Below are 18,812 nucleotides of genomic sequence, written 5' to 3' on the forward strand. Positions count from 1 at the left end.
TCGCATTGTCATTGGGCTGTAATAATGTTTCCACAAATACTGTGGATAACTATGGGGAAAAGTTTTATAAAAGCGCTCTAAAGCCCCATAAACTCAAGAGCAAACTCAAATTGATTGTTTTTTAACCAATATATTTTTCTCTTTATTTTTCAATAGGTTACAAAACAGAACAAGGAAGTTTAAGAAATAATCACTTTGTATAAGGGATATCCTAACAACAAATATGATAGAAAAAAAAGTTGTGGATTAATCTTGACTTTCCTTTTCACATACTCGTTTGTCGAAGTTTCACCAAACTGACTTGTGTGCAAAATTCACACAACTCTATTCACATAATTCGTTAAGACAAAGTAACTACTAACTGCATAAAAACTTGACGAAAAATCTCACTAATTTTATTCGCAAGTCAATACCTAAAAACAGTTTTTTTGATCATTTTTCTGCGCCAAATTGAAGCACTTTAAACTCATTAAAAGATGAAACTCAATGACCGGAAAAATTTTTAAAACAAAAAATATTTTTGTCATAAAGAATAAATTATCTAACTAAAAAACCAATAGCTCACAACAATGGCAGCAACAATCCCTGCCAAATCTGCCGCTAAACCACACCCAATGGCATGACGAAGTCGCCGAATATTAACCGCACCAAAATAAACCGCCAAAACATAAAAAGTTGTTTCGGTACTTCCCTGAAAAACTGCCGCTAATCGTCCAGCAAATGAATCAACACCGTGAGTATTCATCGTTTCGAGCATCAAAGCGCGCGCACCGCTACCCGAAAATGGATTCATAATTCCAGTGGGTAAAGCATCGATAAAACGCAAGTCTGCTCCCATTAAACCAAATATCGAGCCAACTCCATGCAACACTAGCTCCAAAACGCCACTGGCGCGCAATAAGCCAATCGCCACAAGCATAGCGACAAGATACGGCATTATTTTTACTGCCAACTCAAATCCATGTTTTGCGCCAGCAATAAACTCATCATAAACAGGAACCCGTTTGACCATCGCTAAACCAACAAAAGAAGTTACCGCCAGTAAAAGCACGCCATTGCCTATGGCTGAAGATAGTTGTGTCATTTCTTCAGGTGACAGCGAATGAAATAAGCCAATAATTCCCGCGAGACATGCCAAAGCAATCGCAGCATAAGACATTACTACACGATTAAAGATATTAATTTTTTGTACCAAGGCGACAACGCCCAAGCCCACCAGTGTAGACGCAGAAGTTGCTAATAAAATAGGAACGAACACATCTGCAGGCTGAGCCGCCCCCAATTGCGCTCGATACATTAAAATGGTGACAGGGAATAAAGTCACAGAAGAAGTGTTAATGACTAAGAATAATATTTGCGCATTTGAAGCTTCGTCCTTTTTTGGATTCACCTCTTGCATCGATTCCATCGCTTTAATGCCAGCAGGTGTTGCAGCATTATCTAGGCCAAATAAATTTGCCGCCATATTCATTGTTATATGACCAAACGCGGGATGATGTCTGGGCAAGTCAGGCATGAGTCGATGGAAAAGAGGTAAGAACAGACGAGATAAACCGTCGAGCAGACCCGAACTCTCGGCCAACTTCAACATTCCCATCCAAAAACACAAGAGCCCGACCAAACCCAGTGCAATTTCAATACTAAGCTTTGCCATATCAAATATGGCCGTCATCATCTTACTAAAAACATCAAGGTTACCCATTCCTAGCCATTGCCACATCGCACCGACAAATGCGACCAGAAAAAATCCGCCCCAAAGTTTGTTCATTATTATTTGTTAATCCTTTATTCTGCTTTTGTGCCGCCACTATCGCCCATTTTATACAATGCAACAACCTTAGGAGTGGCGCACCATCAAGATTGCTCTTAGTCCGATATCTTGATGTTGCGCAGATGCCATCAAACAACTAGTCTGATAGAAACAGTCGAAAAGTCATGAAGTTATGGCGCTAAAGCTCCACTTTACAGATTTTCCTAAAATCATTGCCCATCGTGGTCTGAGCGCTAAAGCGCCAGAAAACACGCTTGCGGCTTTCCATCTTGCAGCAGACCATTCGATTCAATGGGTGGAAACCGATGTGCGCCTCTCTAAAGATCAGATTCCCATGCTATTTCATGATGCAGTACTTCCTAGAACCACTAATGGCTCAGGCACATTCAATGACTTCACCTTCGAGCAACTAAAACTGTTGGACGCAGGAAAGTGGTTCAGCGATGAATTTATGGGCGAACAAATTCCCAGTCTGGACGAACTTTTAGATTTAGGCTTAGAGAGAAATATCGGATTAAACTTAGAGATCAAACCCAATCTGGGTGAAGAGCAAATTACAGCCGAACAAATCGCTTTACTGATTCAAGAAAGAGCACATAACCCCAAAATATTGTTTTCGAGCTATTGCATTGACAGCCTCAGACTGTGTCAGGAATACCTCCCTAGAATTCCCAGAGCGCTGGTTGTTGATGACTTTGAATTGATGGATGAAATGGCAACTATCGCTCAAACAGAAGCTCTGGGGTGCTCCTCATTGCACATCAATCATCAGCTTATCTATTCCAACTTTATTGCCCAATGTCACTATGCACCCTTCGACATTATGTGCTTTACTGTCAACGATCACGCACTGGCCGAAAAATGTTGGCAGGCAGGATGTGTCAGCATCTTTTCCGATACTGGATTGATTTCGTAAGCATCATCTAAAACAACCAACTATTAACCTGGCGTATTCATCAAGAAAAACGAACAATTCGAGTCGACGGAAAAACATGCTTCAATCAATTTGTGGTTTTATATTCGATTTAGACGGAACACTGGTGAGTTCGTCGCTGAACTTTAAAACAATCAAACAGGAACTTGATTGTCCACCCGATCAAGACATTTTAGAGTATGTTGAATCATTACCCAGCACAGACAAGCACAAAGCAACTAAACTCATTGAGCAATACGAGCTGGAAGATGCCAGAAACGCTCAATTAATTCCTGGTGCTCGCGAATTCTTAACCTACTTAGTTGAGATGAAAGTGCCCACGGCCATTGTGACCCGCAATTCAACGGAAGCAGCACAAATAAAAGTTAACAATACCAAGCTGCCCGTCACCCAAATCATTACCCGACACGATGCCGCGCCAAAACCCAATCCAGAATCACTGGTTTTACTGGCGAAGCAATGGCAAATTAGAAGTGAAAATCTTGCTTACATTGGCGATTACATATACGACATTCAAGCCGCTCGACGCGCCAATATGAAAGCTTTGTTATATTACTCGGATTCTGAGCCAGACTACGCACACCAAGCTGATTTATCATTCAGCTGTTGGCATCATTTACTCAAACAACTTCCTAATTCAAGAGGCCTGCAACCCGAGAGCGTATGACTTAGTGGTTATTTTCCAGAACTGACCAGTCAATATCTGGTAGATGATTGATTTCTGGCTTGGCAAAGAAAAATCCTTGCATGTAACGAATTCCTGACTGTTCTAAAAACAAGTAATCGTCATAGGTCTCGATTCCCTCTGCAATAAGATCAATATTCAAGGATTCAGCTGTTTTTATAATTCCTGACAAAATCGCTTGTTTTACCGGATTATCTGAAATTCCTATGACTAATTTCATATCGACTTTCAAAAAATCAGGCTGAAAGTCCGCCAATAAGTTCAATCCTGCAAATCCTTCACCAAAGTCATCTATCGCAGTTCTAAGCCCTTTCGATTTGTAAACCTTGAATATGTCACGCAAGAGTTCATGATTTTCCACCTTTTCGTGCTCCGTAACCTCAAACACGATTCTGTGACGTGGAAAATCATACTCCTCAGCAACCTCTAAAGTTCGACGTAAACAAGTTTCAGGATCATAAATGGCCCCTGGCAGGAAATTGATATTGACCACGGCGGTCTTATCCAAACTCGCTATTTGTTGTATTGCTGTTGTTCGACATTTTTGATCAAATGAGTAGATATTCTCTTCGTTGACTCGCGATAAAATCTCGCCCGCCCCCTCTCCATTCATCCCTCGAACTAAAGCTTCATATGAAAAAACTTCCTTTTTCTGTATATCAACTATGGGATGAAAGGCCATTTGAATATCAAAATCTAACGGTTTTCTACAAGTGCATTTGTGATTTGCCATGCGTCTCCAAATAGAACTCTCTCAAATTTAAGTCATCGTAAGTTAAAGATAGCTCAACTGCTGAAATAATCACTTTCTAAGGGCGTTGATATTATCCTTTAGGCTCAGCGCCACATTGCCAACAGATTTCAAAGCTCGAAGCATTCTCTTCCCCACAAGAAGAACATACCCAGTGTGAATTTGGATTTGAGGGTGTACGATGATAATCCGATAACAGAGACTGAGCGGTTTCAAAGTGCTCTTCTTTTACTTTTATTTCAATTTGCGTCACCGTGGCGGGCAATTCTCCCATTGCACCAGTCAATGCCTCACCGGATAAATGAACTTCAACGCCTTCAAATTCAAGCATCGATTTTATGGTGTTCGCCTCTAAATAATTGTGGCTAAAGCAGAGTCTTCGGAAAGTCATATCTTAAACAATTTAAAAATAAGTGCGTGTTAGTTTAATGGGAGAGTGTCAAATAGGCAAAATATTGATTTGACTATAAAAAGAGGAGGTAAAAACTAAAAAGCCGCGAGCGAATCACGGCTTTGCCAAACAGTCGTGTCGTGATTTATGCAATCACTTCAACGTTTGCTGCTTGAGGACCTTTCTGACCGTCTTGAATTTCAAACTGTACCTTTTGGCCTTCAGCTAAAGTTTTGAAACCGTCGGCTTTAATTGAACTGAAATGAACAAAAACATCAGGACCATTTTCTTGCTCTAAAAAGCCAAACCCTTTAGTTTCGTTAAACCACTTTACCTGACCAGTAGTTACTGACATTGTATTACTCCTGAGATATATCTAAATTAAACTTTGAATCCTATGAATGCGAGCATACGCTTCAAGGTTGAGTGAAAGTCCAGGAATTACTTACGATTAAACAAAACGAGGTACAACAGAAAGGTCTTCGATCTTGCCAAAACATAAATACTCGCTGTCGTTTCACAGCATCTTCAGTATAATCAACTGAAAGACGAAGTAAAGATAAATTTTTTTTGTTACACGCTCATGACAAAAATCGCTGAATCACGCATATATAAAGCACCAAAGGCGTGTATCGATATCTCTTTTTTTGAATGCGCTGCGTCATATTGAGGCAAGTTTCATTAACTTTAAAACACTTATTTCAAATCTCAGTTTCACAACATTAATAAAACAATTATGCTCACACTACTCCTCTGCATCAGCCAGTAAATCAGAAAAATCCTCTTTATAGTTATTCAGTCGTTCAATCATTTTTTTCTTTTGCTTTTCCGACATCGTCTTCGATAAACGAATTAAATTTTCTCGAGTTAACGCATTATTGTGTTCGTACAATGCGCGAAGTTCGGGCGTGCGATATTGATCAAAGTTTTTAAACAAGTCTTGTAACTGCTTCTTTCCGTCTTCAGTCTCTCGGTAAGCCAGTATGCGTTTCAGCTCTGCTCGCCAACTTTCACGATAGGCCATCCGCGCTTCTGTCGTACCTTTTATATTTTTCGCCCATTCCCTCACAATCGCTCGCTGCTCTTTTGACAAGCGTCCCACCCATTCTTCCAAGCTATCTTTCAAATTCTCTTTACGTTGGTCAACTCGCTCTTCTTCACTCTCATCTTTATATTCCTCCATGTAATCCGCATCTTCCTCTTCCAGAGTATCGATTAGCTCTGTAACTTGCGAATCGGTAAGCTCTGTCATCATCATGACGACATCGATACCCACCTCATTTAACAGGGTGCTAAAGAAGCCTTGGATTTGCTTTCTATGTAGATCATAATTCTGTTCAACAGTCTCGGACTCAATATCTGAGGCAAGTTTATCGACCCACTCTATGTATTTCGGCAACTCACTCGTACGATGCCAACGAGTCTTAGATACCATGAGTTGTTCAAGCTGCTCTTCTTGCGATGACGTCAGCTCAACGAAGTCATCAACATACCAAGGAACAACCCAATCCAACCGGTTATACCAAAACTTTAGGCCACATCCTTGCAAAAACAGCGCGATTACCATTATCAGACAGCATTTTTTCAAGGTCATCATATCTCCAAAACTTTGTTTTTTATGACTTTTTTCATTAAAATCATGTTTCTCAATTAAAATTGGACTGATGGCTTTTCTCGTTCACCGGACACCAGTATAATGTGCCGCCCAATTTTTGTTCAGTTGTACCAGGTAATTGCCATGCAGGCTTTCTCTAAAAAAGACAAGACAAACCTCAACAAGTTGCAAAAAAAGCTTCGCCGAAATACCGGCCAAGCTATCGCAGACTTCAATATGATTGAAGATGGCGACAAAGTCATGGTTTGCCTTTCCGGCGGCAAAGACTCCTACACCATGCTGGACATACTGCTCAATCTAAAAAAGCACGCTCCGATTAGTTTCGATTTAATCGCGGTTAATCTTGATCAAAAACAACCTGGGTTTCCGGAACATTTGCTGCCCAACTACCTCGAAAGCATTGAAGTGCCTTATCACATCATCGAAGAGGATACTTATTCTGTTGTCAAAGAAAAAGTACCTGAGGGCAAAACAACTTGCGCCCTTTGCTCTCGACTTAGACGTGGCATAATCTATAGCTGGGCGGCCAAAAACGGCATTACCAAAATCGCTCTTGGTCATCATCGAGATGACATTGTCGAAACACTTTTCCTCAATATGTTTTTTGGCGGAAAAATGAAATCGATGCCACCAAAACTACTGAGTGACGATGGTCAGCATATTGTTATACGTCCATTAGCCTATTGTAGAGAAAAAGACATTACAAAATATTCTCAGCTTCGTGAGTTTCCTATCATTCCTTGTAATCTATGTGGATCACAAGAAAACTTGCAACGTAAAGTTATTAAGGAAATGTTACGTGACTGGGATAGAAAACACCCAGGCCGAATTGAATCGATATTCAATGCCACTCGCAATATTGCGCCATCACATCTGCTTGATCCATCTTTGTATAACTTCACCGAATTCTCAAGGCAATCAACGCCATTTTCTGAGGGCGATACTGCATTTGACACTGAGGTACTACCAGAGCCAAAACCGGATCCAGACGATCTCGAAGAAATGCCTGCACTAATTTCTTTTAAGGCGATTTAGAACTTACAAACTCGTTCCCAAACCGTTTATTTTATAGAATAACATTTCAATCGAATTCGAGCTTGGCAGTACATTCTTGTCACTGCCATTGCTATCGCGTTGAGCTTAGCTGAAATTCAAATCAGAATAAGGCTTATGCCGCCCGTCGAACATCGGTAATTTTGTTACTGACATGAGTTCACAACAATCCACGATACTATTGCTTTTAAAATCCGAGAATAACTCACCCAAATCACTCAACAATTCAAATAATAATTACCAAACTCTTACCTGTGTCTCAGCATATCGATAGCTATCACTTGTAATCACAGCCTAAATAACCAATACTATAAAGTCGTTGATAATCAGAGAGTTTTCTTGTGTCTTTTCTCAATTTTTTCAAAAATTTCTCACAACGTGCTAGCGCATCTTCAAATGAAACTACAGATTCCGCCTCTCATGAGCAGCCCAAGGATTTCACGAATATGGGTATGGAAAAACTTAAAGCGGTCATTGACGAAGTAACCGCCTCTTTCTCTCTGTTTGAAAAAGCAGGATTTGAAGTCGAAGAAGTTCAAGTAGAAATCGGTGTTGCCCCCAAGTTAATGCCACGATTTAAATATGTAAGAGATATCTCCCCCAATGAGCAAGAAAAGCTTATTGCAGAAGCGGGTGACAAAAAGCTCGTAAAGTTTATGCTAATTAGTCTATTTAAATCAGCGAAATTACAAAAGCTTATTCAAGATCCAAAACTCGAGTTTTATGCTATTGAAATAGACCTTACTGCAGTACCTTCAGTTCGAGGCGTTTTTCGCTCAATAAAGAACAGCGAAAAAATAATCCGAATTGGCTCACATGAAACTCACTAGGTTTGATTATGGTCGACCACTTATCTTACCTAAAGGAAAAGTTGGAAAATGAAAAGCAGGGAATCAGTGAATATCAATTAATAAAAACAATTGAGAAAGAACGTCCCGATTTTTTTGATGAACTCAATGGCAGCGAACGCTTATACCAAAAGCACTTTTTGTTATTTCACTACCTCCACCAATTAAAGCCAGAATTTCAAAAGAAAAACCTTTTATTAAGCATTTCTGCATTATCGATTGAACTACTCGACGAAACGACTGTGGAAAACGGACACCATTCAATAACTCAACATGATGGGCTTGCCGGTTTCTATCTCGATAAAAAGAACCTGTTTTTATCAGAAGCTGAAGTTGCAGTAATGCAAAAAGTATTCTGGGAAAAATTTCTAGCGCTAGAGAAAAAGTCGGAAGCGATTAAAACATTGCAACTCACCGGTGTTTCTCCTCTTTCATTAAGCAAGGTAAAAAAACAGTACCAAAAACTTGCGCAAAAACATCATCCGGACAAAGGTGGCTGCACCGAAGCTTTTAATAAAATCAAGTCTTCATATCAAGAACTCAAGCTTCTTTTAGAATAACGCTCTTTTACTTCAGAAGACATATGCTTCATTTGCATTTCCTGCATTTTGAAGAACAAATCAACTAAAGGTTTTGTCGATTCATTTGAAAAAGCCCGAATAGCGTATATCACAGCTTCTATCGTTGAATAACTCTGATCATCAGGTACTTTACGTATGGTATAGCTGGGTTTTCCGCCTTCAATTCGTATCGCTTTAAATCGTTTTAACCAGGGGTTTAACTCATACATCTTTTTTGCTTTGCGCCATGTCGCATCAATAAACAATAGTACTCGGGGCGCGCGTTGAACCTGCAAACGTTTTAAGTTGCCTTCGACGATAGATGAAGCGTTCCCAGACAATGATGTGTGCAGATTATTTGGCGGTGCTTTAATTACTACAGAGTTTTTATCTGGATAGACTAAGCAAATGTCAGCGATAGAGTTATCTAGCCGAGTTTTAACCTCATTAAAATCATCTGCGTTTTCACCGACGAAAATATGAGTTCGATGGTGACAAAGCTGAATCAATCGTGCCGTATTCTTGCTGACTCTACTCTCAAGAGGATGTTGTAAAATATAAATATTAAACTCACTATTAAGAGGACTTACGTAGGAACACAGACAAGTCTTGACCGGAAACAAACATTGCTGACAGATAGGCCGTTTCATTTCAAACTCAATCTAACGCTTTAAGAACATCTAACACCGCCAGCTCAAGCTCTTTGTTAGCTTGAGTGATCAGTTTATTCGAATTTTTATCTTGCTCTAACGTATCCCAATGCTCAGCCCATACTTCCTTTAATTCTCTGGACTCTCGAGCAACCGTGGATGGCATGATTTGACTTAACGACAGGATGAAATTCACTCGAGTCCATCCGGTAATTGGCTCTCTTTCGGAAGTCCCTTTTGTATAGTGGATATTATCAACCAGTAATTGAAGTTGGGCTACCTCTCGAATAATTTCAAAACCTGATTCGCGGTAGTTACGATTCAGCTCTGTTTTCTCATTGCGCCATGTATTATAAAAAAGAGCCGTTAGGGCAACGGTCAAACTTATAAGCGACAACATATTATTTTTGATGTTAGTTTTTATTGTCATAATTTATAGCCTCACCATGCCAACGTGTATAAAGATAATTGTACAGCCCTGATACTTCTAAAAGACCAAAGAATTAGCTACTTTCAGGAAGCTCACTCAACTTAAATTGCTTAGTCAGTAATACTTTCCCACTTAAAGATTCAACTTTTAATTCATACTTTCCCGGCACAAAATCTTTTTCACTGGTTAAAACATACTTTAGTTTAATATCATCATTACCAATATATAACTTTGTGTTAGAAATTCTTCTATCGTTACTTATGGTTTCATTCTCATCTAAAATATTCCAAGAAACGATAACAGGATGATGCCACTCCTGACCCTTGACGTCTTTCGAAGCGCTACCTTTCTTCTGTTCATTATCGAGTATACGAAACTCAATGATATATGCGTTATCCTTATCCATTGCGACATCTGGTATTGCTTGACTACTAAGGTAAGACTGGTAGTTATCATTTATCTGGATGCCCTCTCCAACGACAAACACCTGAACGTCTCTTTCTAATTTCACATTCATAGTATCTTTCAGGAAGCGGAAGAGTTCCTTCCGTTGACTCTTTGACAGCTGCTCAGGTTCAATCAACCCCGCTACCATTAGCCTAATTTTCACTTCATATTTTTTAGTATCAAGTTTTTTGGTGAGTTGAAAGCAAGATTGCAAATCAAAAAAATTAGTTTTAGCACTGCAGGATCGTTCCCATGCTAGATCCAGAGCTTCTTTATGTCCTTGCATACCTGCTATTTTTAAATACTTATGCGCTTGCTCAACATTTTTTTCAACATACTTTCCTTCAGAATAGATTTCATAAATACGATAACTTGCTTTCGAATAGCTCTCATCAGAAGCCTGTTTATAATATCGTATCGCTTGATTAATGTCTTTTTTAACGCCGTCACCACGGTGATAGTGAGCTCCCAAATTAAACAAAGCTCGCGGATGTCGTCGTTCAGCAGCTATTCTTAAATAATAGATAGATTTTTTATCATCATTTTTTACATTATCTTCAAATGAAAAGGAATCCGCTAACAACATAATTTCATCAATGTAATTGTCTAAATTATTACCTTCTATTGGTGGTATTTTTAAAGTACGTCTTAAAAAATCATCCGTTAAAAGAGCTTCATGCCAATCGCCATACCAATTTGGATGGCCATGTCCGGTTTTCTCGTAAAACAAATACTCAAATGGCTTGTTAAGTTTTTTCAGCACATATTTCATTCTATTTGAATGTTCGATTGGTGCACGATCATCTTCTTCACCAGCGAGAAGCAATATAGGATCTTGAATTTTGTTCGCAAAGTAAACTGGCGAGTATGCTAATAGATCTTTAGATTCTTTACCAACGACCGCTTCAACCGTTGCTCGGTATTCCTCTAATATTTTCCAATTACTGGCGTTAAATAACATGGGTAAATCATAGATACCGAACGCTGCAACAGCGCAGTCATATTCTTCGGGATGCGTTGCAATTAACATTACTGCAGAGTAACCACCGTAGCTCGCTCCTGCTGCACATTTATACTTAAAGTTGTATTTCGATTCAATAAACTGAACGGCATCTGTTAAATCTTGTTCAATTCGCCGACCAAACTGCGCCACTCCTTTATCCAAATGGCGTTTACCGAAACCTGACGAGCCAGAAAAATTAACTTTCAGAACACTGTACCCACGATTTGCTAAAAACTGTGTTTGCTGGTCAAACACCGCGAGATCTCTCGCACCAACAGGACCTCCATGTGGCATAACAATAAGAGTTTGATTATGATATTTTTTATTACCTGGTGTGAATATGATTTCCAGGTCATCTTGATTGCGACTTTTTATTCGAAATGATTTTGATCGAATCATTTCAGCAGGATTAATATTGGGATACAAACGTTTAAGTTCTTTGACTTTCTTTTTATGTTTATCGATCAAGTAAAAGGCGCCTGGATCATTCGAAGAGAACGCCAGAGCTACTGCATATCGCGGACTTTGTGATGTCAGTGCGTGCTGTAACTGCGGGTACTTATTTGAAAAGATTGACGAAAACTCTATGCCCTGATCACTAAAATATTGAGTCTTCCATTGGCCGTGATCAAAGTAACTAACTTGTGATAACTCACCTTCACTATCAAGCGCCGCCGATATCAAATCATATTTTTCATGTTCAAATAAAACTTCACCATAGCGCTGTGTGTTAATATCAAATTCCATGACTGCAACTTTATCGGTAATTTCATTCGATAGAACTGCAATTTTTCCATTTTCTAATGTACCTAAAGGCGTAAAGGTATCGCTCTTTTTATTAATACTATAAAACTCAATCCATTTTGAATTATCAGAGTCGAAATACCAAATCAATACATCAGTCTCATTCACTGAAATTGCAAACCGTATATTTCCATCAGCATCCGGCATATAGGCAATGGCATCTTCCATCAAAAACGGAAACGTTCTGGTCTCAGAAAAGTTATTATTAAGAAGATTGTCAACGTTTACCGCATTAATCGTGAGCTCTTCCTCTTCGGGATTTGTTCTCATTAGCCAAATTTTATCTTGTTCATCTTTAACTGGTCCTAGAACAAGTCCTGATGCCTTTATTGTATTAGCGGTCGTTTCTATCTTTCCCGACTTGTCTTTTATCTGAACAATCATTCCTTTATCGTTTCGTTTCTTTCGAAACATTAGGTAAACATGATTGTTGTCTATCCAGAAAAAACTTCGAATACTCTCATCGTCTTTTTTTGAATAAGTCACTGCTTTGTAAGACTGATGAGTTTTGACATCAATAATTTCTAAATAACCTTGTCCATTTTCATCCGTAAACTTGCCAACAATTAAGTTTCCCGCATCATTCAACAAATAACTTGAAGCGCTAGGTGATAAAAAAAGTTCATTGACAGGGATAACTTTCGCAGCAGTTCCTATAGAAACACAAAGAATTAAGAATCCTGTTATGAATTTCATTCGACGTTACCTCCCATAAATCGCTGGTCAATAAAATCGAGAAAGCCATCTTCTCCCGGTCCTTCATACACTAACGTTCGATTAGCCATAATATTAGGAAACTCTTGCTCCATATACTCAAGTGCATAAGAAGACTTATTATTCAGCTCAAAATAACCAGTCGCACTCCAGATACTGCTTTTAACATTCACATGCCCAGCATAACTTATAACACCCGGTTGAATCGTAAAACTCCAATACTCTTCATCCAACTTTACATACTGATAACCTAACCAGCTGGACATTGTGATCTTATCAATACGATAGTCACCTGCAGGCATATCAACCAAAATGTAGTTGCTGCCTTTTAATAAATCAGAGCGATTCAATTTAATATTTTTTGCACCAAGAATATGAATGCTTTTAAGATCGACATTGGTTTCTACAGCAAGCAATAAATAGCCCTCGGTCGTTTCGAGCTTTAAATCCGAATCGTATTTTATGGATCGAACATTTGACACACAGGCCGATAATAAGCTGAGAATGATTACTAACAGAAAATAAAATAATTGTTTTTTTACATACATAAACAACACCAAAATCCGTTTCGCAAATTAATTTTTGCGAATTGTACTCAGAGATGTTTGCGGTATCAACGCACCCTCCTCGTTTAACCGTGAGAAAAATACCTTTGATTCAATGATTTGACTCGAAGACGCATGTCAACTAGTTTAGAAGACATCTATCAACACATGTCATACTAACTCTAATAAAGGATAGTTGAATGTCAGAAAATGTCTTCGAAGATGCGTTTAACCGAGTTAAATCGATTGGCAAAAGCGCCAAGGTTTCGCCTGAAATAATCGACGGCTTAATGCACCCTAAAGCAATTATGACCGCGTCTTTACCTGTGCGGATGGACGATGGCTCAACCAAATACTTCACTGGAATTCGTTGCCAATACAACAATGTACTTGGGCCAACTAAGGGTGGTATTCGTTACCATCCTGACGTAACTCTGGAAGAAGTCCAGGCTCTTGCACTTTGGATGACAATAAAATGTGCTGTCGTGGGCTTGCCTTATGGTGGTGGGAAAGGAGGGATCATTGTCGACCCGAAAGAGTTGTCTCCTATGGAATTGGAGCGTCTATCCAGGGCTTACGTGCGAGCAATGGCAGACTTTATTGGCCCGCAAAATGATATTCCAGCTCCTGACGTGTATACCAACGCCAGAATAATGGGTTGGATGGCAGATGAATTCGAGGCGATAAAGCGTGTTAAAGCCCCAGGCGTTATCACGGGTAAACCGGTACGTTTGGGCGGAAGCCTGGGCCGTGACGACGCAACTGGTCGCGGAGCTTATTTGTGCATTTTAGAATTAGCCAAAAAACAAAAACTCGCCCCCGAAAAAACGACCGTCGCCATTCAAGGCTTTGGTAATGGCGGCTATCATGTTGCTCGCTTATTACAAAATGAAGGTTACAAAATTGTCGCCATCAGTGACTCAAAAGGCGCCATATATCGAAAGGCTGGTTTCGATGTTGATAGTATCTACAAAGAAAAGCAGAAGTCGAAAGAGCTGAAAGCCGTTTATTGCGATCACTCAGTCTGCGAACTTGTAGAGCATGAGACGATAAGTAACAGCGAATTACTCGAGCTCGACGTTGATATTCTCATTCCCGCCGCCTTGGAAGGCGTTATCACAAAAGAAAACGCTAAAAATATTCAGGCAAAATACATTGTCGAAGTTGCTAATGGTCCTGTCGAAAGCGACGCCGATCAAATATTGGACGATAAAGGAATTATCATCATTCCCGATGTACTCGCAAATGCCGGCGGTGTTACGGTCAGTTACTTTGAGTGGGCACAAAATCGCCAAGGCTTTGCATGGACGCTAGAAAAAGTTCATGAACGCTTGGGGCACATCATGCGATCTGCTTTCGATGATGTGTGGAACCTGGCTGAAAAAGAAAAACGCAGTCTACGTGATGCCGCTTACACACGTGCCATTCGACGAATTGGAGAAGCCATCGAAGCGCATGGAACAAGAGACTATTTTAATTCATGATTAAAAGCCGACGGTTTAAGTGAACCATCGTTTATTGACGCGAGTTAGATCGTCGGTACTTATCTATCACTTTTATTTTTTCTTCAATTCTACCGTTGACTCATCGTCAATGGTGCTCTCCAAGACATCACCACCGGGTCGCGAAACTTGCAAATTCTCAGTTTCACCCGACATTTGCTTACCGCCTTTGTGAAAACGCTTTTCCAATGACTCCGCCATTTGATTAAAAGTAAAACTCACCTGACCAAACTCATCGTTTCGTTCAACACTTAATCGACGATTAAATTGCCCGCGTCGAATACGTTCTAATGCTAAGGCTAAACGTTTTGCGTGTGACGAAATTTGCCGAGCAAAAGCTAATGTCATCGAGAAAACAGCAACCAAAGTAACAATCATTAGAGCAATCATAATGACCAAGGTTAACTTTGCTGACTGGACTAACTTATCGGCCGAAACAGAAATCATCACCCGACCAATTTCTTTATCTTGAAAGGTTATTGCCGTATCGACATCAAAGACTTTGTGACTGTCCGTTACTTGCCGACTGTAAATAGCGGCATTGCTTGTTGTTTCAACGAGCTCGGCTTTACTGAATAACTTTGCTGGCTTACCCACTTCGCCCACCGAAGTACTTGCCATAACAACACCGGACTGATTGCGAATACTAATGTACTCAATATCCTGAGTTCGTTTGATATCACCCACAATGGCATCCAGCGCAACATTGTCTTTCATTAGCACCGGTTCGGCCACTTCAAAAGCAATAAGTCGCGAAGTAGAAAAACCAAAGTCCATTGCCAAACTGCGCATGGCATTATATTGCTGATAGTAGACAATCAATAATCCCATCAGCATGGTAATGGTCACCAAACCAGCCATTCCCAAAGTCCAGCGAAGACGTAGAGAAACAAATCCGGGACGCGATTGCTCTTTTGCTTGCGATTCCATCACCGCCAGTAATTCTTTAATATCACGCATTAATAGCGCAGCATTTTGATAGCGCCGGTCTGGATGCTTCTGCAACAGCTTGCGAACAATATCACCTAATTCATCGGGGATTTTTGTTCCCTCAACTTTCATTGCTGGTGGCTTATCTTTAATAATTTGACGAAACAACTCACCATAATCATCCGCTTGAAATGGAGTAGCGCCAGTAATCACGGAATAAATTAAAGTACCCAAAGAATAAAGATCCGAGCGCGCATCAAGACTCTGTCCCAATACTTGTTCCGGCGACATAAATTCTGGTGTGCCTAATACTTTCTCTTGCACTTTTCCTGTCGATGCCAAAGAGTCATCGAGTTGCGCAATTCCAAAATCGGTCAGTTTCACCGTTTTATTATCGGACAAACACATAATGTTGCCGGGTTTAATATCACGGTGAGTCACGCCTTGCTTGTGCGCGTAGTAAAGTGCTCGAGTTAATTGGACTAAAATTGACACCGTAAAACCAACGGATAAACGATGACGTTTTTTCAATAATTCATCCAATGGAACTCCGTCTAGTAGCTCCATTGCAATGTAAGGCTTATCATCAGCCACACCAACATCGTAAACCGTCACAATGCCAGGGTGAGCTAACTGCCCAGCTAATTTAGCTTCGTGAATAAATCCAGCTCGATAATCATCATCGTTAGCAAGCTCTTCACGCAACACTTTAACAGCCAAAAAGCGATCAATTTCTGGGTCGTAGGCTTTGTAAACATAAGCCATAGCGCCGCGTCCCAACTCTTCGATCACTTTATAGCGACCGATATTTTTGGGTCGAGAAGGCGGACGAACATAGGCATTTTCTTCAGAAGGGGGTTCGACCACAGGCCGAGAAGAAGGGTTGTTTCTTACCGCGTTTGAATCGTTATCCGATTTGTCATGAGACGCCTTATCCGAATTTTCAGATTTCATATTGTCCAGCGAAGTTTTAAAACGAGTCTGCACAAGACGCCTCATTTTATTGCTATCAAGAGCGCGAACTCTCGAATCTCGTCTACATCAGGTAATACGCGGCACCGCCAAGTGCTGCGATTACTATAATTCCTATTATTCCTACTTTTGCGCCAATCCCCATTCCTTTACCCGATCTTTTTGCAGCGCGGCCTTCTTCTACCAAAGAAAACATAAACTCCACGCCACCAAAGCGCACACGATCGCCTGGATAAATATCACTCTCAGAGACTTTATCACCATTAACGAAAGTGCCATTGGAAGACAGCAAATTGATGACTTTCCATTGATCATCGCTGTAAACCAACTTTGCATGAGCCGATGATACACTGGGTTCATCGAGTTGAATACTGCAGTCGTGCTTTCGACCCACTTGATATACTTTATCTTTCAGCATGAACCGCTTGCCTGAAAACGGTTTGCTAATTCCAATTAAAGCCGGACTCCCTTTGCCTTCCGTCGCTTGCTGCTTTAATTGTTCAGCCAGCAAACTTTCCACCTCGTTCAGATCAAATACCTGAGTTCCTTGAGGACCTACTTTATTCTTTTTATCGACCATACCTACCCCACAATAGACCCTGTTTCATGACACTCTATCCTCCGCAACATCTTGCCAGGCAATGGTTACAACATAAAACACTAATGTTTCCCAAACAGCTTTTTAAGGCCGGTTTTTAAGTTATACAATATACCAGAAAGCCCTTTTGGCGTACCCACCGGTGAGCGAATTAATATAATTGAGATATTATCTTGCCCGCCTTTATTCAAAGCCATGCGCAACAACCGATCTGCCGTCTTATCCAACGACTTTTCCGCCGTGAAAATAGTTTTCATATCCGACTCGGTCAATTCTTCATTTAAACCATCAGAACACAGCATCAACACCTGATTCGGTTCCCAGTTTAAATGAATTTGATCTACTTTCAGTTTTTCGAGTTCTTTCGAGCCCAAACACTGAGTAATCAAATGCCTTTGAGGATGAGTTTTCGCCTCTTCTTTCGAAATCAGCCCCGCTGATAGCAAGCGCTCAACCAGAGAGTGATCACTTGTTAACAAAGAAAGATTTTGAGCTTGAGGCTCCCAAGAGTATGCCCGGCTATCACCCACCCAGGCAAGCGAGAATTGACTGCCGTTACTTTGCATGGCGACGACAGTGGTTCCCATACCATCGGCTCCTTCGCCATCGGCTGCGGCATGTAGAATATCATTATGGGCTTGTTGAATAGCATCGGGCAACGCCATTCCTGAGGCACAAGATGACTTAATAGAAGTTACCGCCTTTTGGCTAGCAACCTCCCCACAAGAATGTCCGCCCATTCCATCGGCGACAACCCACAGAGCAATGCTCGGTTCGCACAGACATGAATCTTCATTCAATTCCCGTATTCGACCGGGATCAGAACGAAACTCAAACTGCCATTGATGCTCTTCAGATTCCGCCACTCAGTCGGGTTCCTGTATCTAAGTCATTGTAATTGTTCATCTTAGTGTACGTATTTTGTTTAACTTATCAAACTCAACACATCTCTTTTTGCGACAATCAACACAAAAATAGCCCTCAAGACGGCAACATAGCCGGCCTCTATAGATAAATCATAGCGCGAATCCCTTGATTATGTGATAATTGCCCACATATCATTGGAAATGATTGATCATAAGTCATTCCACAGATTTGGGGCCGACTTGGCTTCGACGTGGATTACGAAACTTATGGTGCATGCCGAGGTGTCAGCGAACCTCGTACCCACTAGCTGAAAACTATAGTCGCAAACGACGATAACTACGCTTTAGCCGCTTAAGGCTAACTGTCGACTCTGAGCGTCACCGGTAGGAAATCGACAGACATACACGGAGACTCGCGGGTAAGCTTGCTTGTAGCCCAACCGTTAAAACTAAACAAGCTCACCTATTAGCTCCTGTCCGTCGGAAACTAATAGGTTAAATTAAAGACGAGGCTAAGCATGTAGATCCTTAAGCAGAGGATTCGCGGACGCGGGTTCAATTCCCGCCGGCTCCACCAAATACAGTGGCTCTGGAGACCTCTCCAGGCCACTTAAAACCTCTGAAAATCAGAGTGTTACATCACAATTAACACTTGCCTCTCTGGTCTCCAGAGGTCCTCAAAAGCCTCCATATTCACACCAAAACCACACATTTTCTGCACATCAACTAATTACCGATTTACA

The 18,812-nt window shown here is 40.6% G+C and carries 18 protein-coding genes and 1 other RNA gene; 7 read left to right on the forward strand and 12 right to left on the reverse strand.

Annotated features, from left to right (window positions below):
- Nucleotides 1-541 precede the first annotated feature (541 nt).
- Complete coding sequence (locus FAX86_RS02395; protein WP_246128485.1) at nucleotides 542-1,768, reverse strand: nucleoside recognition domain-containing protein; 1,227 nt, start codon at nucleotides 1,766-1,768, stop codon at nucleotides 542-544.
- Between the two features lie 175 nt (nucleotides 1,769-1,943).
- Here FAX86_RS02395 and FAX86_RS02400 point away from each other — a divergent pair, with 175 nt between their 5' ends.
- Nucleotides 1,944-2,687 (forward strand): glycerophosphodiester phosphodiesterase family protein, encoded by a 744-nt coding sequence (locus FAX86_RS02400; protein ID WP_144391736.1) that lies wholly within the window; start codon nucleotides 1,944-1,946, stop codon nucleotides 2,685-2,687.
- A 76-nt stretch (nucleotides 2,688-2,763) separates the two neighbouring features.
- On the forward strand, nucleotides 2,764-3,372 hold the full coding sequence (locus FAX86_RS02405) for an HAD family hydrolase (protein WP_144391737.1): 609 nt from the start codon (nucleotides 2,764-2,766) through the stop codon (nucleotides 3,370-3,372).
- A 1-nt stretch (nucleotide 3,373) separates the two neighbouring features.
- On the opposite strand, the gene FAX86_RS02410 is transcribed toward FAX86_RS02405, so the two are convergent.
- The 4 genes from FAX86_RS02410 to FAX86_RS02425 form a co-directional block, all read right to left on the reverse strand.
- Nucleotides 3,374-4,123: an EAL domain-containing protein gene (locus FAX86_RS02410; RefSeq protein ID WP_144391738.1), complete on the reverse strand. Its 750-nt coding sequence runs from the start codon at nucleotides 4,121-4,123 to the stop codon at nucleotides 3,374-3,376.
- A gap of 91 nt (nucleotides 4,124-4,214) precedes the next feature.
- Entirely contained in the window at nucleotides 4,215-4,532 is a 318-nt protein-coding gene (locus FAX86_RS02415; RefSeq protein ID WP_144391739.1) for a putative signal transducing protein, read from the reverse strand.
- A 145-nt stretch (nucleotides 4,533-4,677) separates the two neighbouring features.
- Complete coding sequence (locus tag FAX86_RS02420) at nucleotides 4,678-4,887, reverse strand: cold-shock protein (RefSeq protein ID WP_144391740.1); 210 nt, start codon at nucleotides 4,885-4,887, stop codon at nucleotides 4,678-4,680.
- Between the two features lie 390 nt (nucleotides 4,888-5,277).
- Complete coding sequence (locus FAX86_RS02425; protein ID WP_144391741.1) at nucleotides 5,278-6,099, reverse strand: DUF6279 family lipoprotein; 822 nt, start codon at nucleotides 6,097-6,099, stop codon at nucleotides 5,278-5,280.
- A 129-nt stretch (nucleotides 6,100-6,228) separates the two neighbouring features.
- On the opposite strand from FAX86_RS02425, the gene ttcA reads away from it, so the two are divergent.
- The 3 genes from ttcA (at nucleotide 6,229) to FAX86_RS02440 (ending at nucleotide 8,608) form a co-directional block, all read left to right on the forward strand.
- Nucleotides 6,229-7,182 carry a tRNA 2-thiocytidine(32) synthetase TtcA gene (gene ttcA, locus FAX86_RS02430; RefSeq protein ID WP_425467766.1) on the forward strand — a complete coding sequence of 318 codons (954 nt, stop codon included), beginning with the start codon at nucleotides 6,229-6,231 and terminating at the stop codon, nucleotides 7,180-7,182.
- 470 nt (nucleotides 7,183-7,652) lie between these two features.
- Nucleotides 7,653-8,030 carry a hypothetical protein gene (locus tag FAX86_RS02435; protein WP_144391742.1) on the forward strand — a complete coding sequence of 126 codons (378 nt, stop codon included), beginning with the start codon at nucleotides 7,653-7,655 and terminating at the stop codon, nucleotides 8,028-8,030.
- An 8-nt stretch (nucleotides 8,031-8,038) separates the two neighbouring features.
- Nucleotides 8,039-8,608, forward strand: a complete 570-nt coding sequence (locus tag FAX86_RS02440; RefSeq protein WP_144391743.1) for a DNA-J related domain-containing protein — start codon at nucleotides 8,039-8,041, stop codon at nucleotides 8,606-8,608.
- Here the strand turns inward: FAX86_RS02440 and FAX86_RS02445 are convergent.
- The 4 genes from FAX86_RS02445 to FAX86_RS02460 form a co-directional block, all read right to left on the reverse strand.
- The gene (locus FAX86_RS02445) at nucleotides 8,581-9,258 is read right to left on the reverse strand and encodes a tRNA-uridine aminocarboxypropyltransferase (RefSeq protein ID WP_144391744.1); all 678 of its coding nucleotides are present in this window, start codon (nucleotides 9,256-9,258) and stop codon (nucleotides 8,581-8,583) included. The genes FAX86_RS02440 and FAX86_RS02445 overlap by 28 nt on opposite strands.
- Before the next feature lie 7 nt (nucleotides 9,259-9,265).
- Nucleotides 9,266-9,688 (reverse strand): hypothetical protein, encoded by a 423-nt coding sequence (locus FAX86_RS02450; RefSeq protein ID WP_144391745.1) that lies wholly within the window; start codon nucleotides 9,686-9,688, stop codon nucleotides 9,266-9,268.
- A gap of 73 nt (nucleotides 9,689-9,761) precedes the next feature.
- Nucleotides 9,762-12,638, reverse strand: coding sequence for a prolyl oligopeptidase family serine peptidase (locus tag FAX86_RS02455; protein ID WP_144391746.1), 2,877 nt, complete (start codon nucleotides 12,636-12,638; stop codon nucleotides 9,762-9,764).
- Nucleotides 12,635-13,204, reverse strand: a complete 570-nt coding sequence (locus FAX86_RS02460; protein ID WP_144391747.1) for a hypothetical protein — start codon at nucleotides 13,202-13,204, stop codon at nucleotides 12,635-12,637. The genes FAX86_RS02455 and FAX86_RS02460 overlap by 4 nt, the downstream gene beginning before the upstream one ends.
- Nucleotides 13,205-13,401: 197 nt before the next feature.
- On the opposite strand from FAX86_RS02460, the gene FAX86_RS02465 reads away from it, so the two are divergent.
- Nucleotides 13,402-14,685, forward strand: a complete 1,284-nt coding sequence (locus tag FAX86_RS02465; RefSeq protein ID WP_144391748.1) for a Glu/Leu/Phe/Val family dehydrogenase — start codon at nucleotides 13,402-13,404, stop codon at nucleotides 14,683-14,685.
- Nucleotides 14,686-14,757: 72 nt separating this feature from the next.
- On the opposite strand, the gene FAX86_RS02470 is transcribed toward FAX86_RS02465, so the two are convergent.
- The 3 genes from FAX86_RS02470 to FAX86_RS02480 form a co-directional block, all read right to left on the reverse strand.
- Nucleotides 14,758-16,587 carry a protein kinase domain-containing protein gene (locus FAX86_RS02470; protein ID WP_164503430.1) on the reverse strand — a complete coding sequence of 610 codons (1,830 nt, stop codon included), beginning with the start codon at nucleotides 16,585-16,587 and terminating at the stop codon, nucleotides 14,758-14,760.
- 82 nt (nucleotides 16,588-16,669) lie between these two features.
- Nucleotides 16,670-17,185, reverse strand: coding sequence for an FHA domain-containing protein (locus FAX86_RS02475; RefSeq protein ID WP_144391750.1), 516 nt, complete (start codon nucleotides 17,183-17,185; stop codon nucleotides 16,670-16,672).
- Nucleotides 17,186-17,265: 80 nt separating this feature from the next.
- Nucleotides 17,266-18,069: a PP2C family protein-serine/threonine phosphatase gene (locus FAX86_RS02480; protein WP_144391751.1), complete on the reverse strand. Its 804-nt coding sequence runs from the start codon at nucleotides 18,067-18,069 to the stop codon at nucleotides 17,266-17,268.
- Between the two features lie 231 nt (nucleotides 18,070-18,300).
- Between FAX86_RS02480 and ssrA the strand changes: the two genes are divergently transcribed.
- Nucleotides 18,301-18,646: a transfer-messenger RNA gene (gene ssrA / locus FAX86_RS02485) on the forward strand.
- Nucleotides 18,647-18,812: the final 166 nt, after the last annotated feature.

It is taken from the genome of Pleionea sediminis (assembly GCF_007570825.1).
GTDB lineage: Bacteria > Pseudomonadota > Gammaproteobacteria > Enterobacterales > Kangiellaceae > Pleionea > Pleionea sediminis.